Source organism: Sporosarcina contaminans (assembly GCF_042679045.1).
Taxonomy (GTDB): domain Bacteria; phylum Bacillota; class Bacilli; order Bacillales_A; family Planococcaceae; genus Sporosarcina; species Sporosarcina contaminans.
Map to the genome: position 1 here is coordinate 35,597 of NZ_JBHTLT010000047.1, position 16,080 is coordinate 51,676.

The window sequence follows — 16,080 nt, forward strand, 5'->3', positions numbered from 1 at the left end:
TCCTTATTTAGGCCGAATATCTTGATCGAATATTTGGGTAGGGATGGCGATTGTACAACATGCATTCGGAATATCGACGATGCCGTTGATCCGTCCTTCGACAGGTGCCGTACTTAACAGCATATATGCCTGTTCTCCCGTATAGCCCAATGTTTTCAAGTATTCAATCGCATTCAGGCAAGCGCGGCGGTATGCTAAATTGGCGTCTAAGTACGATTGTTCACCGTTCCGATCATCGACTGAAATTCCTTGGAAGACGAGAAAATCATTATAGTGCGGCTCTACTGGACCTGGCTGGAATACAGGGTTTTCATAGATTTTATATTTTTCCATGCCGCCTTTTATAACATCCACCTTTAGCTCGATCCAGCCTGACATTTCGATTCCGCCGCAAAATGTAATTTCACCATCTCCTTGTGAGAAATGCAGATCGCCTACGGACAGCTTCGCACCATCAACGAATACAGGGAAGTAGATCCTTGATCCTTTTGACAAGTTTTTAATGTCGCAGTTGCCGCCATTTTCGCGTGGCGGAACGGTACGTGCGCCTTCTCTGGCGATCCGGTCAAACTCGGGCCCCTTCAAATGGCCAAGTACGACACTTTCTTCATTAGGCGGATTGGCGAGGGCTGGCACGCGATTCGGATCTTTATCAATTAATTTTTGCTCCCGTTCATTCCACTTTTGCAAAAGTTCCATGGAAGGGGCGACACCGATTAAGCCGGGATGGATGAGTCCGGCAAATTTTACGCCCGGAACATGACGTGAAGTCGTATAAATGCCTTCAAAATCCCAAATCGACTTTTGTGCTTCTGGAAACTCGTCCACTAAGAAGCTGCCGCCATTTTCCTTGGCGAAGATTCCGTTAAACCCCCATTCATGTCCTTGGTGGGCCCCGATATCTAAAATATCGACAACAAGCAAATCACCCGGTTCCGCACCATTTATATACACTGGACCGCTTAAAACATGTACTCTCGTAAGATTCACCTTTCGAACATCTTCTGCGCTGTCATTATTTTTAATTTGCCCATCTGTCCATTCTTTGCAATCCATTCTAAACGAAGTTTTCGGATCAACAGAAAAGGCAGCAGGGATATCTGGGTGCCATCGATTATGCCCTGGATGAACTTGCTCCTCCATAGGCTTGTTCAAATCAAGAGTGTACAAGGATTTTGCCATTTCATTTCCCCCAATCATACATTTCAAATGAGTTTTCACTTCAGAGACACTATATGTAACTGTAAAATTTATATGAATGATGAGGGCATTTCCAATTATGGGTATGCGCATCGGAGCATAACAGGTCCTTTCGTCAGGAATATATAGATGGGTGCAATCAAAAAGGATACTTAAGGAGTTTTTGTTAGTGCTTATGCTCGTAATTATTTTTTTCCTTTTTCTTTCTTAAGTTCTTACATTCTTAGTAGGTGTTAAGTGACTGTTAACTTACTGTTAGGTGTCTGTTCGTTTTTACTCAGCTTATTAATTTGAACTCCTTGTAGAGCCTAAATTGACAAGATATGTGGATTGTTAAGTGCCTGCCAATTGTTTGTTATAGGTCTGCTTCCGTCGAGTGGAAAGTGTAGTTATGCGTTTTAGTTGGGGGTTATGAGTGAACTGGTATGTTTATGCGTATATCTGGAGGGTTTTTGCGTATGAAACGTGTTTTTATGCGTTTTTTCGGGGGTTACGAATTCAATTTGTCTTTTGCCCTGGCTATGAACAATCCATGAAGTTAGTGGTACAATAAATGGGAATTGATTGAAAGATTTGATGTGCAATTTGAGAAGAAAAATTTTAATAGAGGGGATGTATGATGAGAGCTGTATTATTTGATTTTGATGGTACATTGGCGAATACATTGCCAATTTGTTACTGTGCATTTCAAAATGTATTTAAAAGGTTTGATAATAGGGAGATTACACCAAACGAAATTGTTGAAATGTTTGGTCCTTCAGAAGTCGGAATTATTAGGGAAAATCTAATGAGTCCTCATAAGGAAGAAGCAATTAAACATTTTTATGAAACATATGCCCAATTCCACAAAGATTTGGTAGCTGTTAATGATGAAATAATAAAGCTTTTAACATCTTTAAAAGAAGCAAATATCAAGTTAGGAATTTTTACAGGAAAAGCAAAAAGAAGTCTACATATTTCATTGGAACAGTTACATATGGAAGGTTTGTTTGATGTTATGATCACAGGAGATGATGTGAGCAATCCAAAGCCGCATCCAGAAGGGCTGCTGAAGGCTTTGTCTTTATTGGATGTAGATAGTTCTGAAGCGATTTTTGTTGGGGATAGCGATGCGGATATCATTGCCGGAAAGCAATCGAATGTTTTTACAATTGGTGTCCAATGGCTTCCTGAGTATCAAGCAAAAGCATTCTTTGAGCAACCGGATTTAATCGTGAGAAATGTGACGGAATTTATGAGTTACGTAAAGGTGGGGGTTAAATGAGTATGAAATGGTTGGACTGGGCAAAAAGAATCCAAGCACTGTCCCAGTCAGGGTTAGCTTTTTCAAAGGATTTATACGACATCGAACGGTATGAGGAATTGCGCGAAATTAGCGCTGAGATTATGGCGGAGCATACCAATCTTGAAATAAATATAATCAACGATTTATTTACGAATGAAACGGGTTACCAAACGCCGAAAGTGGACGTTCGAGGTGTCGTTTTTAAAAATGGCAAAATATTAATGGTGAAAGAAAATATTGATAATCAATGGGCTTTACCTGGTGGATTTTGCGATGTTGGAATGTCACCTTCCGAGAATGTAGTGAAGGAAATTAAAGAGGAGTCGAATTATGATGTCATCCCGGTGAAGTTAATTGCCTTATTGGATAAAAACAAGCACCCTCATCCTCCGGAGGCATACCATTATTATAAAGTTTTTATTTTGTGTGAAATTATCGGAGGAGAGCCTGCAACTGGGTTAGAAACATCTCAAGTTGAATTTTTCTCAGAACATAATCTACCGCCGCTTTCCGAGAATCGAAATACAGTGACTCAACTTAAAATGGTATTTGATTTCTTGAGAAATCCGGAAAAGGAAGCGATATTTGATTGAACTGTCGTTAGTAGGATATTCTTTTTATTTTTATCGGTCTAATTCTTTCGTTTAAGCAATAAATCAGTATGTAATTTTCAGAATTGATGGAACTAATTAAGGGGCATCATCGCAAAAAAAACATTGTCAGTAAAATATAGGATATTGGGGGAATGAAGCTTTGTCCATAGATTTACATGAATGAACAGAGCATCTCGATGATAAGTGGCTATCTGTTCTTTGTCCTGATTTTCAAGCTGTCGCGTATGCGTTGTACACTGATGAAATTGTGCATTTGTATCATCATCCTTTTTATTCAGAAGCAGTTGTGGAGATTCCATGGAGTGAGGGTTTTGCTGGAATTACATTGATTTTATTTAAAGAGTATCCAACTGCAATTGTCAAAGTAGATAGTTTTGCAGATGATAGTCGGTTATATTCTGTGCTTGCCCATGAACTGTTTCACAGATTGCAATATGTGAAAGGGGAGTCGAGGTTCCCTGATGAAGTGTTGGGCATCACGTATCCGAATGATGCAGAAAACATCGCATTGCGCCAACAGGAGCATCTGCATTTGTACAAGTCTGTCATGGCAACAGATATAGCAGAGAGAGTTAACGACTTGAATCAATTTATTTCATATCGAGAGCGTCGAGCTGAAGTGATTGGCCAGTTTATGGAATATGAGCAGCTCATTGAAACAGTCGAAGACCCAGCATATTATGTAGAATTAAATGCGTATATCGTTAGAAGTGGTATGTAAAAGAAGGAAGAAATTCGTTCTTACGGAAAACCTTTACTGAATATAGAAGATTCTACATTACGCAGAAGTTGCTACAGTGCCGGATTATTCCTTTGTATTTTATTAGATGAATTGTCCGCAGGATGGCAAGTGGATTTCATGCAATCTGAGCTGACGTTATACGCGTATGTAAAACAGTTTGTAGAGCCGGTGCAAAAGAGCATTAACAATCTTGAAATAGCAGATGCGAAAAGACTGATTCATCTGATATTTCAAAAGCGTGACGAAAAGATCGACAAGGCACTTCAAAAAGCACGATATGTGCTCAATATCTATGGGGCAATCCGAATTACAGGCATCGATCCGATGAACATTACAGCACGCGGAAAAAAGTGCTGCATGAAAATTTTGTACGTTTGAAAATGGGTGAACAAGAGTTTCTTTTACAGCAGCCAGTCATTGCGCTGAATGATGAAAACATTTTCCATTGCGAGCATGTCCAAATTTTGTTGGACGAGAAGCCGATTGTAGAAGATGGGCAACTTACGATTGCAGACATCGGAGTTGTGAAGGGTCGTATTGATGAATCGAAATTGACATTATGGTTGGAGTGAATAGTGAAAGAACAGGAAGCCAATCGTTATGAAAAATTGGCTTCCTTTTTAAATGGTTAATCCTGTTCATAAAGCGTCTATCGGGACGTTGTCCAAAATAAATGTAGTTCAAAATAGGTTTCCATCAAAAGAAGTATCTGTTTGAAAGGCCAATAAAAAGATTCCACTATGAGTAGAATCTTACATTCAACTAACAGTTGATAGGAGATGGGATAACAATATGCTACGCTGAAGTTAACAGTGCGCACTGAAACTTTTTGGGGAGGTAGTTTGGATGTTGGATTCTGTTAAGGTTGGAAGTTATATTTCGAAATTGCGAAAGGAAAGGGATTGGACACAAGTAGAGTTGGCGGATCGGTTAAATGTAAGTCACCAAGCTGTGTCGAAATGGGAACGTGGTGATTCACTGCCGGATATCGGTACACTCATGGTTGTCGGGCAAACGTTTGGTGTGTCAGTTGATGAGTTAATGAATGGGGGAGCCGATAAGGACAGCTCGACGTATATCCATAATATTGGTCGAATGATGACAAGGTTTACTGAAAACCGCCGGGAAGAAGTTGCAGAAATGATCAATACGGGTGAAGCGGATATGGAAGGGCTTATTGAAGTTGCTCCTCTATTAAAGGCGAGTGAATTGGCGGATGTGGCAGAACGGGTTAATAAGGGACTGTTTAATCAAGATCTGATTGTACAACTTGCACCCTTTGTGGAAACAGAATTGTTAGATGGATTGGTAATTGGAGTTGCGAAGGAAGGCGTCGATATGAAGTTTGTGCAAAAATTAGCGCCGTTTTGCAGTAAAGAGGCGCTAAGGGGATTAATTGAAAAAGCAAATAAAGATGAGCTGGATTTCGCTATCGTCGCTCGATTGGCGCCGTTTGTTGGGGAGGACATGGTGGATGAATTAATCGAGAAAGCGATTCGTGAAGGAATAGAGTGGAGAGATATCGTGCGGCTTGCTCCTTTTTGCAGCAAGGGCAAATTAAGCAGTTTAGTAGATCGGACGGTAGACGGTGAGTTGGATTCAAAATGCCTCGTTTCGCTTGCCCCTTTCTTAGGGAGAGATGTTTTGAAGCGACTTGTGGATGAAAGGGAAATTGTCGATCTGGATCCGGAGACGATTGCACGATTGGCGCCTTTTGTAGATAAAGCGACGCTTAGCGGGTGGATTCATGCGTTGTTAGTGAATTGATATGGGAAAGCAGCCTACATTCTGGTGTTGCTTTTTGGAAGAGGGGCTTTTTGGATTGAGCTGAAAGTGGTGTAAGAGCTGTATTTATGCGCCTGTTTGGTGAGTTTATGCTTTCTTGATGGGGTTTATGAGTCTTGCGGGTAAGTTTATGCGAACCTACAGGGGTTTATGAGTCTGTGAGTGAGTTTATGCGTCCTTGCAGGGGTTTATGAGTCTGGCGGGTAAGTTTATGCGAACTTGCAGGGGTTTATGAGTCTGTGAGTGAGTTTATGCGTCCTTGTTGGAGTTAATGAGTCTGTGAGTGGGTTTATGCGTCCTTGCAGGAGTTTATGAGTCTGTGAGTGGGTTTATGCGTCCTTGTTGGAGTTAATGAGTCTGTGAGTGGGTTTATGCGTCCTTGCAGGGGTTTATGAGTATGTAAGCATGATCGTTAACTATGCGAGTTCGAATTGTCTGGCAAGTGGGAATGGTCGGATGGTATAATTAGGGGATAATAGCATAGGTTTTCAAAGGTGATCGGTATCTCGTTGTTGCAACGTTATGGTCTATTGCACGAAATTGATCATCGGCATGATCATCTGTACTACACGAATCGTAGTACAAAATACATTATCCACCCTTGAGTTTTAGCGGACTCAAGTGGATGTTCTGCTTTGGGGACGCTGACTCGAAATGGAATCAGCGACTATGATCCGCAGCGATGCTTCAACATCGTTGCGGTCTTTTTAAATTTATAATATAAAGATGGGGGCGATAATGATGTTCTTACAAAATGGTCGGCTGGCCATTCGGGAATTGATTGAAGAGGATAAGCAGTTAATGGTGAAGTGGTTGTCTGATCCGGAAGTCCTTCAATATTACGAAGGAAGAGATCGTCCTGCGGATTTGGCGCAAGTTGAAGAGGACTTTTTCGGGGAGGCGGGAGATGAATTGCGGTGTCTTATTTTGTATGAGAAGAACCCGATTGGATATGTACAGTTTTATCCAATTGGAGATGAAGAAAGAGAGATTTACGGATATTTTGATGCGCTAAATACGATTTACGGAATGGATCAGTTCATCGGCGAGGTTTCTTATTGGAATAAAGGGATTGGAACGCAGCTTGTAGAAATGGTAGTTAATTATTTATTCACAGACCGAAAGGCGGACCGTATCGTCATGGATCCTCAAACTTGGAACGAACGGGCAATTCGGTGCTATGAGAAATCCGGATTCAAGAAGGTGAAGCTTTTGCCGAAGCATGAGTGGCATGAAGGAGAGTATCGGGATTGCTGGTTAATTGAAAAGAAGCGGGAATGAGGGTTTCATATGAGAAATCGAGGAGCTGCTGTCATTGTAGATATGGATCAAGTCGCCGTTATTAAGAGAACTCGTAATGGGGCGGAGTATTATGTGTTTCCAGGCGGGGGCATGGAAGATGGAGAAAGTCCAGAGCAAGCGACGATTCGAGAGGTGTTTGAGGAGTTGGGCGTACATATTAAAACTAAAGAAAGTCTTGGAACTGTCCAGTTTAATGGAACGCAGCATTATTTCATAGCAGAAATTATCGGTGGGGTTTTTGGAACTGGTGCAGGAGAAGAATTTGAAGCGGATCGGAACCGTGGGACATATGAGCCGATGTGGATGCCGATCAATCAGCTGCTGTCAGTTGATGTTAGGCCGATTGAGATTGCCGAAAAGCTATTCAAATATAACGGAGGGAAAGAACATGCACCGGATAAAACCAATTGACGCAGCAACACAATTTATTAATGAGTTTTTTCCCGATTGTCAAGCTGCTGTTCTTGCAGGAAGTGTCGTTAGGGGAGAAGAAACACCAACATCAGATTTAGATATTGTCGTTATACAAGATGGGCTGACGTCTGCTTACCGGGAATCGCATGTCGAATATGGTTGGCCGATTGAGGTATTTGTGCATACGCAAAGTAGCTATAAAGATTTCTTTCGTTCCGATGCGGAAAGGGCTCGTCCGTCATTGGCCCGCATGATGTCGGAAGGCATCGTAATTGTCGATTCCGGCATTCTTCATAGAATTAAGGGAGAGGCAGATGAGTTGTTGCGAAAAGGGCCTGAAGAGTGGACGGACAGTGTGCTGCAGACGAAGCGCTACATGTTATCTGATTTGTTAGATGACTTCATCGGGACATCAGATGAAGCGGAAGCGTTGTTTATTGCAAATGCAATTGCTGAAGCGGCGCATGAATTTGTGCTGCGGACGAATGGGAAATGGATCGGTGCTTCGAAATGGATCGTTAGAGCATTAAGGCAGTATGATGTCTATTTTGCCGATCGATTCTTGGCGGCGTTCCAAGAATTTTATAAGCACGGAGAAAGGGAAGCGGTTATTCAAATCGTGGATGAAGTGTTGGAGCCGTTTGGAGGTAGGTTATTTGCAGGTTATTCTATAGGAAAGTGAGGACTGTGCAATGCAGAGTATGTATGTCAACTGGGGACCGCGTGGAGGTTATAATTTGAAGCTTACGTGGATGCCGGAGCTTATGCCGGATCGCCAAGTGGTTACGAGTGTCCATGCATTTTGTTTTCATGACGGGCAGCTCCTTATGGTGAACTTGAACGACCGGGGATGGGATTTTCCGGGAGGGCATATTGAAGCTGGCGAGACAGTCGAGTCGTGCGTTTATCGTGAAGTGATGGAGGAGGCGTACGTAGAAGGCAATTGTACGCTTTTGGGCTCTATTGAAGTAAATCACGAAAAAAATCCGCTTTGGAATGAATCGAGTCCTTATCCGAAAGTGGGGTACCAAGTTTTTTATCGTATGGATATTACGGAATTTCTGCCGTTTGAAGGGGATTTTGAATCATCGGAGCGAACATTGATCAATCCAGATAAAGTAGGAGACTATTATAAAGGTTGGCATGAATTGTACGAAGCGGTTATGAAGCTGGCATTGCAGCCTGTTGAGAAAGAGGGTGTTTGATTTGGAGATTAGAAGTTTGCACAGTAATGACAAGCCTCCGTTTGATCTGCTTTTAATGGCCGACCCGTCATGGGAGCTTGTTGAAGAGTACATAGCGGAAGGCGAGTGCTACATCGCCGAGGAAAATGGTGAGGTTATTGGTGTCTTTGTAATTGTTCCGCTTACTGAGGAAGTGGTGGAAATTAAAAACATTGCTGTTCACGAAGATAAGCAAGGGAAGGGTTTTGGCAAGAAACTAGTGCAAGAAGCTATTGACGTTGCGAAGAGACAAGGCTATGAAGCAGTTGAAATCGGAACAGGCAATTCGAGCATCGGCCAGCTTGCGCTTTATCAGAAATGCGGTTTTCGGATTGAGGGCATCATCAAAGATTTTTTTGTTGAGCATTATGACGAGATCATTATGGAAAATGGCATTCAATGTATGGATATGGTTCGTTTAAGGTTGGAGATTCAAAAATGAAAGAAGGAATGATGATGAGAATACCGGAGAAGTTGAAGCGGGGAGATGAAATACGGGTAATTGCCCCAAGCCGTAGCGCTAATATTTTATCCGCAGATGGTATTGAACTAGCGAAAGAGCAGCTTGAGCGATTGGGCTTTAAAGTCACCTTTGGCAATCATGTTTTTGAAAGGGATTTGCAAAATTCAACGTCCATTCAGCAAAGAGTAGAGGATTTGCATGATGCTTTTGGTGATGGCAATGTGAAAGGGATATTGACGGTTATCGGCGGTTTTAATTCAAATGAACTTTTGCCGTATATTGATTATGAATTGATTAAACAAAATCCGAAAGTGTTATGTGGATATAGCGATATTACAGCGATAGCTAACGCAATATCAACGCAATGTGGATTTATTACGTATTCAGGACCGCATTTTTCGAGTTTCCAAATGAAGGAAGGCCAAGATTACCAGACGCAATTTTTTACGCAATGTCTCATGCAGGAGGAGCCGTTTGAACTGAAGCCATCTGAACAATGGAGCGATGACATTTGGTGGCGCGGAGATCAAGGGATTCGACATTTCGAAAAGACGGTTTGGAAGACGTATAATGCCGGAGCAGCTACCGGGGAATTGTGGGGCGGCAATTTATGTACGCTCAATTTGCTGCAAGGTACGAAGTATATGCCTACGATCGAAAACGCGGTTTTATTTATTGAGGACGATGAAATGACAATTCCCGAGACATTTGCAAGGGATTTGACGTCTTTATTGCAAAATGCCGAAACGATCAAGGCGCTTATTATAGGCAGATTTCAGCGGGCATCAAATATGTCGGAGGAACAGTTGCTGTTCATTCTCGACAAACACCCGATGTTGAAGATGATTCCAGTGCTCTATGATGTGGATTTCGGCCATACACAGCCGATGTTTACCTTCCCACTCGGCGGGGAAGTGCAGGTGGATGCTTCGAAAGGGTTAATAAAGCTTTTGAAATTTTAGATGTTGTAGGTGCTTTCTCCTCTTTCTATTGTCACAAAATCGTTGGGAGACAAACAGTAACTTTCCTATTAATCTGAAAGTAACAGTTGTGACATTTCCGTAAGGAGGTTGCTGAAGTGAGGAGATTATTAATTTCAATGTTGCTGTTTGCCGCTGTGCTATTGACAGGTTGTACGTATGAATATACGGAGGAAGATGGCTACCGGATGGCGGTTATTAATGAAGGCTTTCCGGTTCCGAAAAATGCCTATGAGCTAAGGCCGGAAGATTGTACGACGGAAATCACGAAATCGGCAAAGTACAAGTTGAAAGGCATCGGAGATGAAGAAGGCACCCCTCCGGAACACTATTTGGAGGAAATCCAAAGATGGGGCTGGACGGAGCTTGAAGATAAACGGGTTGGCCATGTGCATTACTTTGAAAAAGAAGGCAAAATCATGTCGCTGATTATCCAAAAAAATGTTTTTGATGTGTTTGAGATGAGTGAGCATTTAGAACTGTGATTGGGGAGAGATAGAATGACGATATTCGCTACCTTCAATACTTTTTTGAATCAGTTGGATCAGAATAAAATAATTTACCGTTTAAGCAAAATTCGTTCAGAAAGTGTTCTCGTTGAAGTAGCAGTTCCAGGAGAACGATGGGAAGTTGAATTTATGGATGATGGCACAGTGGAGATTGAGAAGTTTATCGCTGAAGGAACAATGTATGATGCGAAAGAGTTGGATGTGCTATTCAAGAATTTTTCGGATTAAATCTATAGAATGTCTGCAGAACAATGAATGACGAATTTAATGCTCTGCAGACACTTTTATTTTATTGAAAATGTTCCTTACTTAACAGGACTACCTCTCTCTCATTCAAACAACGCAACGTCGGGATCTTTCATAGCGCAATGAACAAGCATGGCATGCAGCTGCCCGCGATGGTGGTAAAGATGATTGGAGATTTCAATCAACCATTCAAATCGTGTATAGGAGACACCCCAATAGGATGTTGTCGTTTGCATTAGTTCCTCTTCGGTATAATGAAGATAACGGTTTTCTAACAATGCGAAGTTCGTCAATAACGCATTTTTCATATCCTCTATTGATTGTAGGGAACTAGAGGAATAGAAGTTGCTCATTTGTTCCTCAGAGGCTTCATCGGAAATGAGAAGATCCGCTTTGCAAATGACGGATAGATGCGTCAACAATTCGCCGATGGATAATTTGTTTTCGGTTGGTTGTATCGATAGGTCGTTTTGCTCTAATGAGTCCATGATGGCAATAATCGATTGCACTGCTATGGAAATTTGATGCAATGTTGTCTTTACATATATGTTCATCTTGTCACCTATGCTTTCCAAAATTAATAAGAACAGATTTCTATCCGGTTGCAGTCGGGATCTTTCATAATAAAATATGCTGCGCCTTCTTCCTTTACTTCACTTACATCGATACCGTGAGATGCAATATACGCATGCGCTTTTTCAATGGATGTTGTATATAAGCTGAATAGACTTGTGTCTAGCTTCTTTTCAAGCTTGTGCTCAATGCTGCATAGTGTCACAGAAGTATTTCCGAATGCTATCGTTTGATAGTTTCCATTGTTGTCTGTCCAACCGGGCGTTCCGCCTAACACATCGACGTAAAATGGCATTGCTTTTTCGATGTTTTGGACGGGAATAAAAACAGTATCCACCTTTTCAAATAGCATCGTATTCACGAAGCCTCCTTTAAGAAATTGCGTTAAATGCTCTTAACGTTTTAAGGTGATCGAGTGTCAGAACGCCACTCCATTCCTGTTTAGCAGTTTCCCAAACGTCCTCAAATTGTCCCCAATCCCAAGTTGGTTTATAGCTGCCATCCGCTGCCTGCGTGCGAAGAAGATGATGGATATTGGCAGGAATGAGTTCTTTAAAATCTTCATAGAGAAAGGACTTTGGTGAAGACACAATTTGAAGAGGGAGAAGGCAATAGTCATGCCATTTTTCCGGATCTGTCGTTACGCTATGTTGTGCAATTTCACGAACTCTTTCAGCTATTTTTGCTGCATCTTCCGCAGGTAATTCATTAATGAATTTGACGAGGCATTGCGCTTCGTGATGATCGTTTGTTGCAAAATGGTTGATGTATGTAATGGCATGCTCTGTCAACTTACGCAAGAAATTCTCTGGTACAAGCCCTTTGTAATAATGAAGCAAGCCAGTCATTTCCGCACTTGGATTCCCCCAAGGCCAGTCCCCGCCATAATTCCACCAAATGGCGCGCGGTGCGGTTTCTACTTCCTCGGGAACAATTTCCCATCCCATACGATCCTCATCAAATGTTTGCAAAGCATATTGAATCGCTTTTTGAACCATTGGCTCCGATTCATCCGCCCCGATGCGGATCATATGCTGAAGCCCGATTGTCGTCGCCAACGCCGAAGAGGCCTGACACCGGAAATCAGGCTCAAGCCCATTTCCAAAACCGCCATCTTCATTTTGATACATTTTCAATTCCTCCAAAACACGCGATCGGCTGCCATTTTCAAACTCGAATTCAAACAGCGCCTTCTCCAATGGACGAGCTTTTGTTGTAAGAAACTCTACAGCGCTTTGGTATTGCTCAGTTGATAATTTTTCCATAGGAACCCCCTCACTTTCATTACGGATATACATCTATTCGCTATTACTATTGGTGAATCCTTTAAAAAATCTTATAAATGAGAAGGTAATGTCGCCGATACGTTGAATAAAATATTATCAGTGTTGAACTTAAAGAATTCAATGTTCGTAGAGATAGTTGAATCTGATTGAGGAATAATGTTAGGAGGTGTTAAAAATGGATATTGCTTCAATATTATCAGTCGTTGTTGCAATTATGTTTGTGTCTATAGCAGTATTTCAAGTGCTACTTTCACTTGGTTTTCCATTAGGCGAGTTTGCAATGGGGGGCTTTCATAAGGTTTTACCAAAAAAACTTCGTATTGTAAGTGTGTTCAATGCAATCATACTCTTGTTTATGGGCTTCATTTTTCTACAACATACGAATGTCTTCCATGCTTTTAATTTTTCATCCACAAACATATTCGTGTGGGCTATTACAATTTTCCTTGGCTTTAATACGATAGCAAATATAGTTTCCCGAAGTAGAAAAGAAAGGGTCGTTATGACACCCTTATCGAGTATTGCATTTCTATTATGTTTGTATATTTCTTTATCATAGAAGAAATAAAAACACTACCAAATCCGTAAAAACAGGCAATCCCTAATATACGGGAATGCCTGTTCAAGTTCGATTAGTTGCTGTCGTATTCTGCGAGTACATTCGCAATTGCATCTTCAATCGGCGTAACAGGGCCGGTTACATAATTATTGATCAACACCGAGAAAATCAGTTCAGTGCCGTCTTTCGCCGTAACATAGCCGGAAAGGGTGGAGACGCCAGTAATGGATCCTGTTTTCGCTTTGACGTTTCCACTTGTCAATCCTTCGCCCATTCGGTTGCGCAGCGTACCGCCAACCATCCGATCAGCTTCGCCGGCAACAGGAAGAGAAGCTTCAAACACGGGGAACCAATTTTTTCTTTGCACATTATAGAGCAAATTCGAAAGCTCATCAGCGGAAACGAGGTTCTTATGCGACATTCCCGAACCGTCGCGAAGGACTATAGTATCTGTGTTGACACCGAACTCCTTTAGTTGTTCCTTCATGACCGCAAGGCCTGCATCCCAGCTACCTTCACCCTTCTGCACTTTGCCAATTTCTTTTACTAAAGTTTCAGCGTGTCCGTTGTTGCTTAGTTTCATGAATGGAATGAAAAGCTCTTTCAAGGGCACAGACTTTTTTGAAGTGAGAACAATCGCCATTTCAGGTGCAGTGCCTATTTTCATTCCACCGCTTCCTTCAATTGTAATGCCTTCCGCTTCCAATGATTTTTTAAATACATCGAGCGTCAGCATTGTCGGCTCCCAGACAGCAGCCCATGACTTGGAACTGTCGGCTCCAAGTGGCATATTCCCTTCAATGAAAATTCGGTTCGTGCCATGCTCGCGCTCAATGGAAATGTTTTTCTTTTCATCTTTTGCAACAGTCTTTGCGTTGTTGATAATCTCGACAGAATCGGTTTCAGGCGTGACGGTCACTTTCGGTGCAACGCCGGTTTTATTGCCAGCGCTCACTTCAACAATGACCGTTCCTGCGTCATAATCCTCATTTGGAGAAAGTGTCAATGCAGACACTTGCGCGCCGACGTAATTATGCTCATCTGACCAGTTCAAGTCTTGTGAATAGCGGACATCATCGTAATAGCTATCATCTGCAATCAAATTGCCGCTAATTTTTGAAATGCCTTTTTCCTTTAGTTGTTTGGCGAACTGATCCAAGTCCTCTTTCATTAAAGTAGGATCGCCTTTTCCTTTTAAGTATAGATTTCCACCAAGCACTGACCCCTTTACTAAGCCGTCCGTCAGCACTTCGGTGGAGAATTGATAGTCGGGTCCTAACACGTCCATCGCTACTGTTCCGGTCAACAGCTTCATATTGGAAGCGGGTCGCAAACGGATGTCGCCCATGTGCGAATAAAGAACCTCGCCATTCGTCGCGTCTCTTACCGTAACACCGGTAATGCCACCGGACAGCTTCGGATCTTCAAGTATTGTATCGATCTTATTTCTTAGGGATGTCGAATCAATCGCTGCAATGTTCGTCAATGCATCAGATGCTGCAACTGTTTGATGTTGTCCATCATAAACGATTGGAGAAAATGCGACAGTTGCCATAGCAAGCGTCAAAAACGTTCGTTTCATCGTCTGTTTCAAATTCAATTCACGACACATCCTTTCGATTTTCCTTCATCTTACTATAGTTTAGCGCTGGTCGCTGTATAACTTGCAGAAAATCATAAATTGATGAATAAGTACTATTTGATGGGGTTGGGGAGCTTGGAATGGGTATAGAAGAAAGATGTAGATTATCATGAAGCATTTACCGCTTATTTGTAGCAAGATTGTGCGGATAGGGAAGCGAATCGATTGTAAGCAGATATTATCGTACAGTTGCGCAAGACTATCGAGCGGTTGAGTCTGCACATCGGGCGGTAAACAGGATGAAACGATCGGATGAGTAAGCTTATCGATCGTTTGTGAGGAAATATCGATCGGTTGGGACTGTACGTCGTGCGGTTGCGAAGTTTCATCGAGCGGTTAGGTATGCGAATCGAGTGGTTGCATATGAGAACCGATCACTCACCATCCAAAATTGAGCATACCCCTATTCAGATGCCATTGTCCTAATGAAAAGCGCTATCCCGGTGACTTCAATTGTCAACAAGCCGCATAGGCATGTAAAAAAACCGCCCACGAAGGAATCGTGAGGCGGTTTGTACTTTATTCACCTAAATCAACATTATGATACACTTGCTGAACGTCTTCTAAGTCGTCAAGCGCATCGATCATTTTTTCGAATTGCGCTTGGGCGTCTGCGTCTAATGTAACATCGTTTTGTGCTAACATTGTCAGCTCTGCTACTGAGAATTCAGTAATGCCGGCATCTTTCAGAGCTTCTTGCACAGCATGGAATTGGTCCGGTTCAGCGTAGACGATGACAGTATCCTCTTCTTCTAAAATGTCGCGCACCTCTACGTCTGCTTCCATTAGAATCTCCAAAACTTCATCGGCAGATTTGCCTTCTAAACCGAATACGGCCGTCGCGTCGAACATGTAAGCGACTGAGCCGCTAACGCCCATGTTTCCACCGTTTTTCCCAAATGCAGCACGCACTTCGGATGCTGTCCGGTTGACATTGTTTGTAAGCGCATCGACGATGACCATCGAGCCGTTCGGGCCAAAGCCTTCGTAACGTAACTCGTCGTAGTTCTCTTCGACACCGCCTTTCGCTTTTTCGATTGCGCGATCGATAATCGCTTTTGGCACATTATATGTTTTTGCGCGTTCCACGACCATTTTCAACGCTTGGTTCAATTCCGGATCGGGTTCGCCCTGTTTTGCTGCTACGTAAAGTTCACGGCCAAATTTTGCGTAAATACGGCTCGTATTTGCATCCTTTGAAGCCTTTTTCTCTTTAATATTATTCCATTTACGGCCCATCGTAACCACTCTCTTTCG

The 16,080-nt window shown here is 42.2% G+C and carries 21 protein-coding genes; 15 read left to right on the forward strand and 6 right to left on the reverse strand.

All coding sequences use genetic code 11. From position 1 onward, the window contains the following. Window positions 1-3: 3 nt before the first annotated feature. Entirely contained in the window at window positions 4-1,182 is a 1,179-nt protein-coding gene (gene fmdA / locus ACFQ38_RS10405) for a formamidase (protein ID WP_336823842.1), read from the reverse strand. Between the two features lie 634 nt (window positions 1,183-1,816). Here fmdA and ACFQ38_RS10410 point away from each other — a divergent pair. The 14 genes from ACFQ38_RS10410 (at window position 1,817) to ACFQ38_RS10475 (ending at window position 10,745) form a co-directional block, all read left to right on the forward strand. Then, a complete protein-coding gene (locus ACFQ38_RS10410) occupies window positions 1,817-2,464 on the forward strand; it encodes an HAD family hydrolase (protein ID WP_336823841.1) in 648 nt (215 codons plus the stop codon). Next, a complete protein-coding gene (locus ACFQ38_RS10415; RefSeq protein ID WP_381480687.1) occupies window positions 2,461-3,078 on the forward strand; it encodes an NUDIX hydrolase in 618 nt (205 codons plus the stop codon). Before ACFQ38_RS10410 ends, ACFQ38_RS10415 begins: the two co-directional genes overlap by 4 nt. 250 nt (window positions 3,079-3,328) lie before the next feature. After that, on the forward strand, window positions 3,329-3,820 hold the full coding sequence (locus ACFQ38_RS10420) for a hypothetical protein (RefSeq protein ID WP_381480689.1): 492 nt from the start codon (window positions 3,329-3,331) through the stop codon (window positions 3,818-3,820). Between the two features lie 129 nt (window positions 3,821-3,949). Continuing rightward, window positions 3,950-4,219 carry a hypothetical protein gene (locus tag ACFQ38_RS10425; protein WP_336823838.1) on the forward strand — a complete coding sequence of 90 codons (270 nt, stop codon included), beginning with the start codon at window positions 3,950-3,952 and terminating at the stop codon, window positions 4,217-4,219. 2 nt (window positions 4,220-4,221) lie between these two features. Continuing rightward, on the forward strand, window positions 4,222-4,413 hold the full coding sequence (locus ACFQ38_RS10430; protein WP_336823837.1) for a hypothetical protein: 192 nt from the start codon (window positions 4,222-4,224) through the stop codon (window positions 4,411-4,413). A gap of 274 nt (window positions 4,414-4,687) precedes the next feature. Next, the gene (locus ACFQ38_RS10435; RefSeq protein ID WP_336823836.1) at window positions 4,688-5,608 is read left to right on the forward strand and encodes a helix-turn-helix domain-containing protein; all 921 of its coding nucleotides are present in this window, start codon (window positions 4,688-4,690) and stop codon (window positions 5,606-5,608) included. 759 nt (window positions 5,609-6,367) lie between these two features. Continuing rightward, a complete protein-coding gene (locus tag ACFQ38_RS10440) occupies window positions 6,368-6,907 on the forward strand; it encodes a GNAT family N-acetyltransferase (RefSeq protein ID WP_381480692.1) in 540 nt (179 codons plus the stop codon). A gap of 9 nt (window positions 6,908-6,916) precedes the next feature. Continuing rightward, window positions 6,917-7,339, forward strand: a complete 423-nt coding sequence (locus tag ACFQ38_RS10445) for an NUDIX hydrolase (RefSeq protein WP_381480694.1) — start codon at window positions 6,917-6,919, stop codon at window positions 7,337-7,339. Next, the gene (locus ACFQ38_RS10450) at window positions 7,326-8,024 is read left to right on the forward strand and encodes a nucleotidyltransferase domain-containing protein (protein ID WP_381480772.1); all 699 of its coding nucleotides are present in this window, start codon (window positions 7,326-7,328) and stop codon (window positions 8,022-8,024) included. Before ACFQ38_RS10445 ends, ACFQ38_RS10450 begins: the two co-directional genes overlap by 14 nt. 10 nt (window positions 8,025-8,034) lie before the next feature. Further along, window positions 8,035-8,547 carry an NUDIX hydrolase gene (locus ACFQ38_RS10455; protein ID WP_381480696.1) on the forward strand — a complete coding sequence of 171 codons (513 nt, stop codon included), beginning with the start codon at window positions 8,035-8,037 and terminating at the stop codon, window positions 8,545-8,547. A gap of 1 nt (window position 8,548) precedes the next feature. Further along, entirely contained in the window at window positions 8,549-9,007 is a 459-nt protein-coding gene (locus ACFQ38_RS10460) for a GNAT family N-acetyltransferase (protein ID WP_381480698.1), read from the forward strand. Between the two features lie 14 nt (window positions 9,008-9,021). Beyond that, complete coding sequence (locus tag ACFQ38_RS10465) at window positions 9,022-9,990, forward strand: S66 family peptidase (protein ID WP_381480774.1); 969 nt, start codon at window positions 9,022-9,024, stop codon at window positions 9,988-9,990. A gap of 116 nt (window positions 9,991-10,106) precedes the next feature. Continuing rightward, window positions 10,107-10,493 carry a hypothetical protein gene (locus ACFQ38_RS10470; RefSeq protein ID WP_381480700.1) on the forward strand — a complete coding sequence of 129 codons (387 nt, stop codon included), beginning with the start codon at window positions 10,107-10,109 and terminating at the stop codon, window positions 10,491-10,493. A 15-nt stretch (window positions 10,494-10,508) separates the two neighbouring features. Further along, complete coding sequence (locus ACFQ38_RS10475; protein ID WP_336823830.1) at window positions 10,509-10,745, forward strand: hypothetical protein; 237 nt, start codon at window positions 10,509-10,511, stop codon at window positions 10,743-10,745. 101 nt (window positions 10,746-10,846) lie between these two features. Here the strand turns inward: ACFQ38_RS10475 and ACFQ38_RS10480 are convergent, their stop codons facing one another. From ACFQ38_RS10480 to ACFQ38_RS10490, 3 genes are read right to left on the reverse strand one after another with little or no spacing between them, the layout of a single operon-like run. Continuing rightward, window positions 10,847-11,317: a DinB family protein gene (locus ACFQ38_RS10480; RefSeq protein ID WP_336823829.1), complete on the reverse strand. Its 471-nt coding sequence runs from the start codon at window positions 11,315-11,317 to the stop codon at window positions 10,847-10,849. 23 nt (window positions 11,318-11,340) lie between these two features. Then, window positions 11,341-11,688 (reverse strand): VOC family protein, encoded by a 348-nt coding sequence (locus ACFQ38_RS10485; protein WP_381480776.1) that lies wholly within the window; start codon window positions 11,686-11,688, stop codon window positions 11,341-11,343. Window positions 11,689-11,707: 19 nt separating this feature from the next. After that, on the reverse strand, window positions 11,708-12,601 hold the full coding sequence (locus tag ACFQ38_RS10490; RefSeq protein WP_381480703.1) for a hypothetical protein: 894 nt from the start codon (window positions 12,599-12,601) through the stop codon (window positions 11,708-11,710). Window positions 12,602-12,797: 196 nt separating this feature from the next. Here ACFQ38_RS10490 and ACFQ38_RS10495 point away from each other — a divergent pair, with 196 nt between their 5' ends. Continuing rightward, a complete protein-coding gene (locus tag ACFQ38_RS10495; RefSeq protein ID WP_336823827.1) occupies window positions 12,798-13,181 on the forward strand; it encodes a hypothetical protein in 384 nt (127 codons plus the stop codon). Between the two features lie 73 nt (window positions 13,182-13,254). Here ACFQ38_RS10495 and dacB read toward each other — a convergent pair whose 3' ends face one another. Further along, window positions 13,255-14,775 carry a D-alanyl-D-alanine carboxypeptidase/D-alanyl-D-alanine endopeptidase gene (gene dacB / locus ACFQ38_RS10500; RefSeq protein ID WP_381480778.1) on the reverse strand — a complete coding sequence of 507 codons (1,521 nt, stop codon included), beginning with the start codon at window positions 14,773-14,775 and terminating at the stop codon, window positions 13,255-13,257. Window positions 14,776-15,342: 567 nt separating this feature from the next. After that, window positions 15,343-16,062 carry a YebC/PmpR family DNA-binding transcriptional regulator gene (locus ACFQ38_RS10505; protein ID WP_336823825.1) on the reverse strand — a complete coding sequence of 240 codons (720 nt, stop codon included), beginning with the start codon at window positions 16,060-16,062 and terminating at the stop codon, window positions 15,343-15,345. Between the last annotated feature and the right edge of the window lie 18 nt (window positions 16,063-16,080).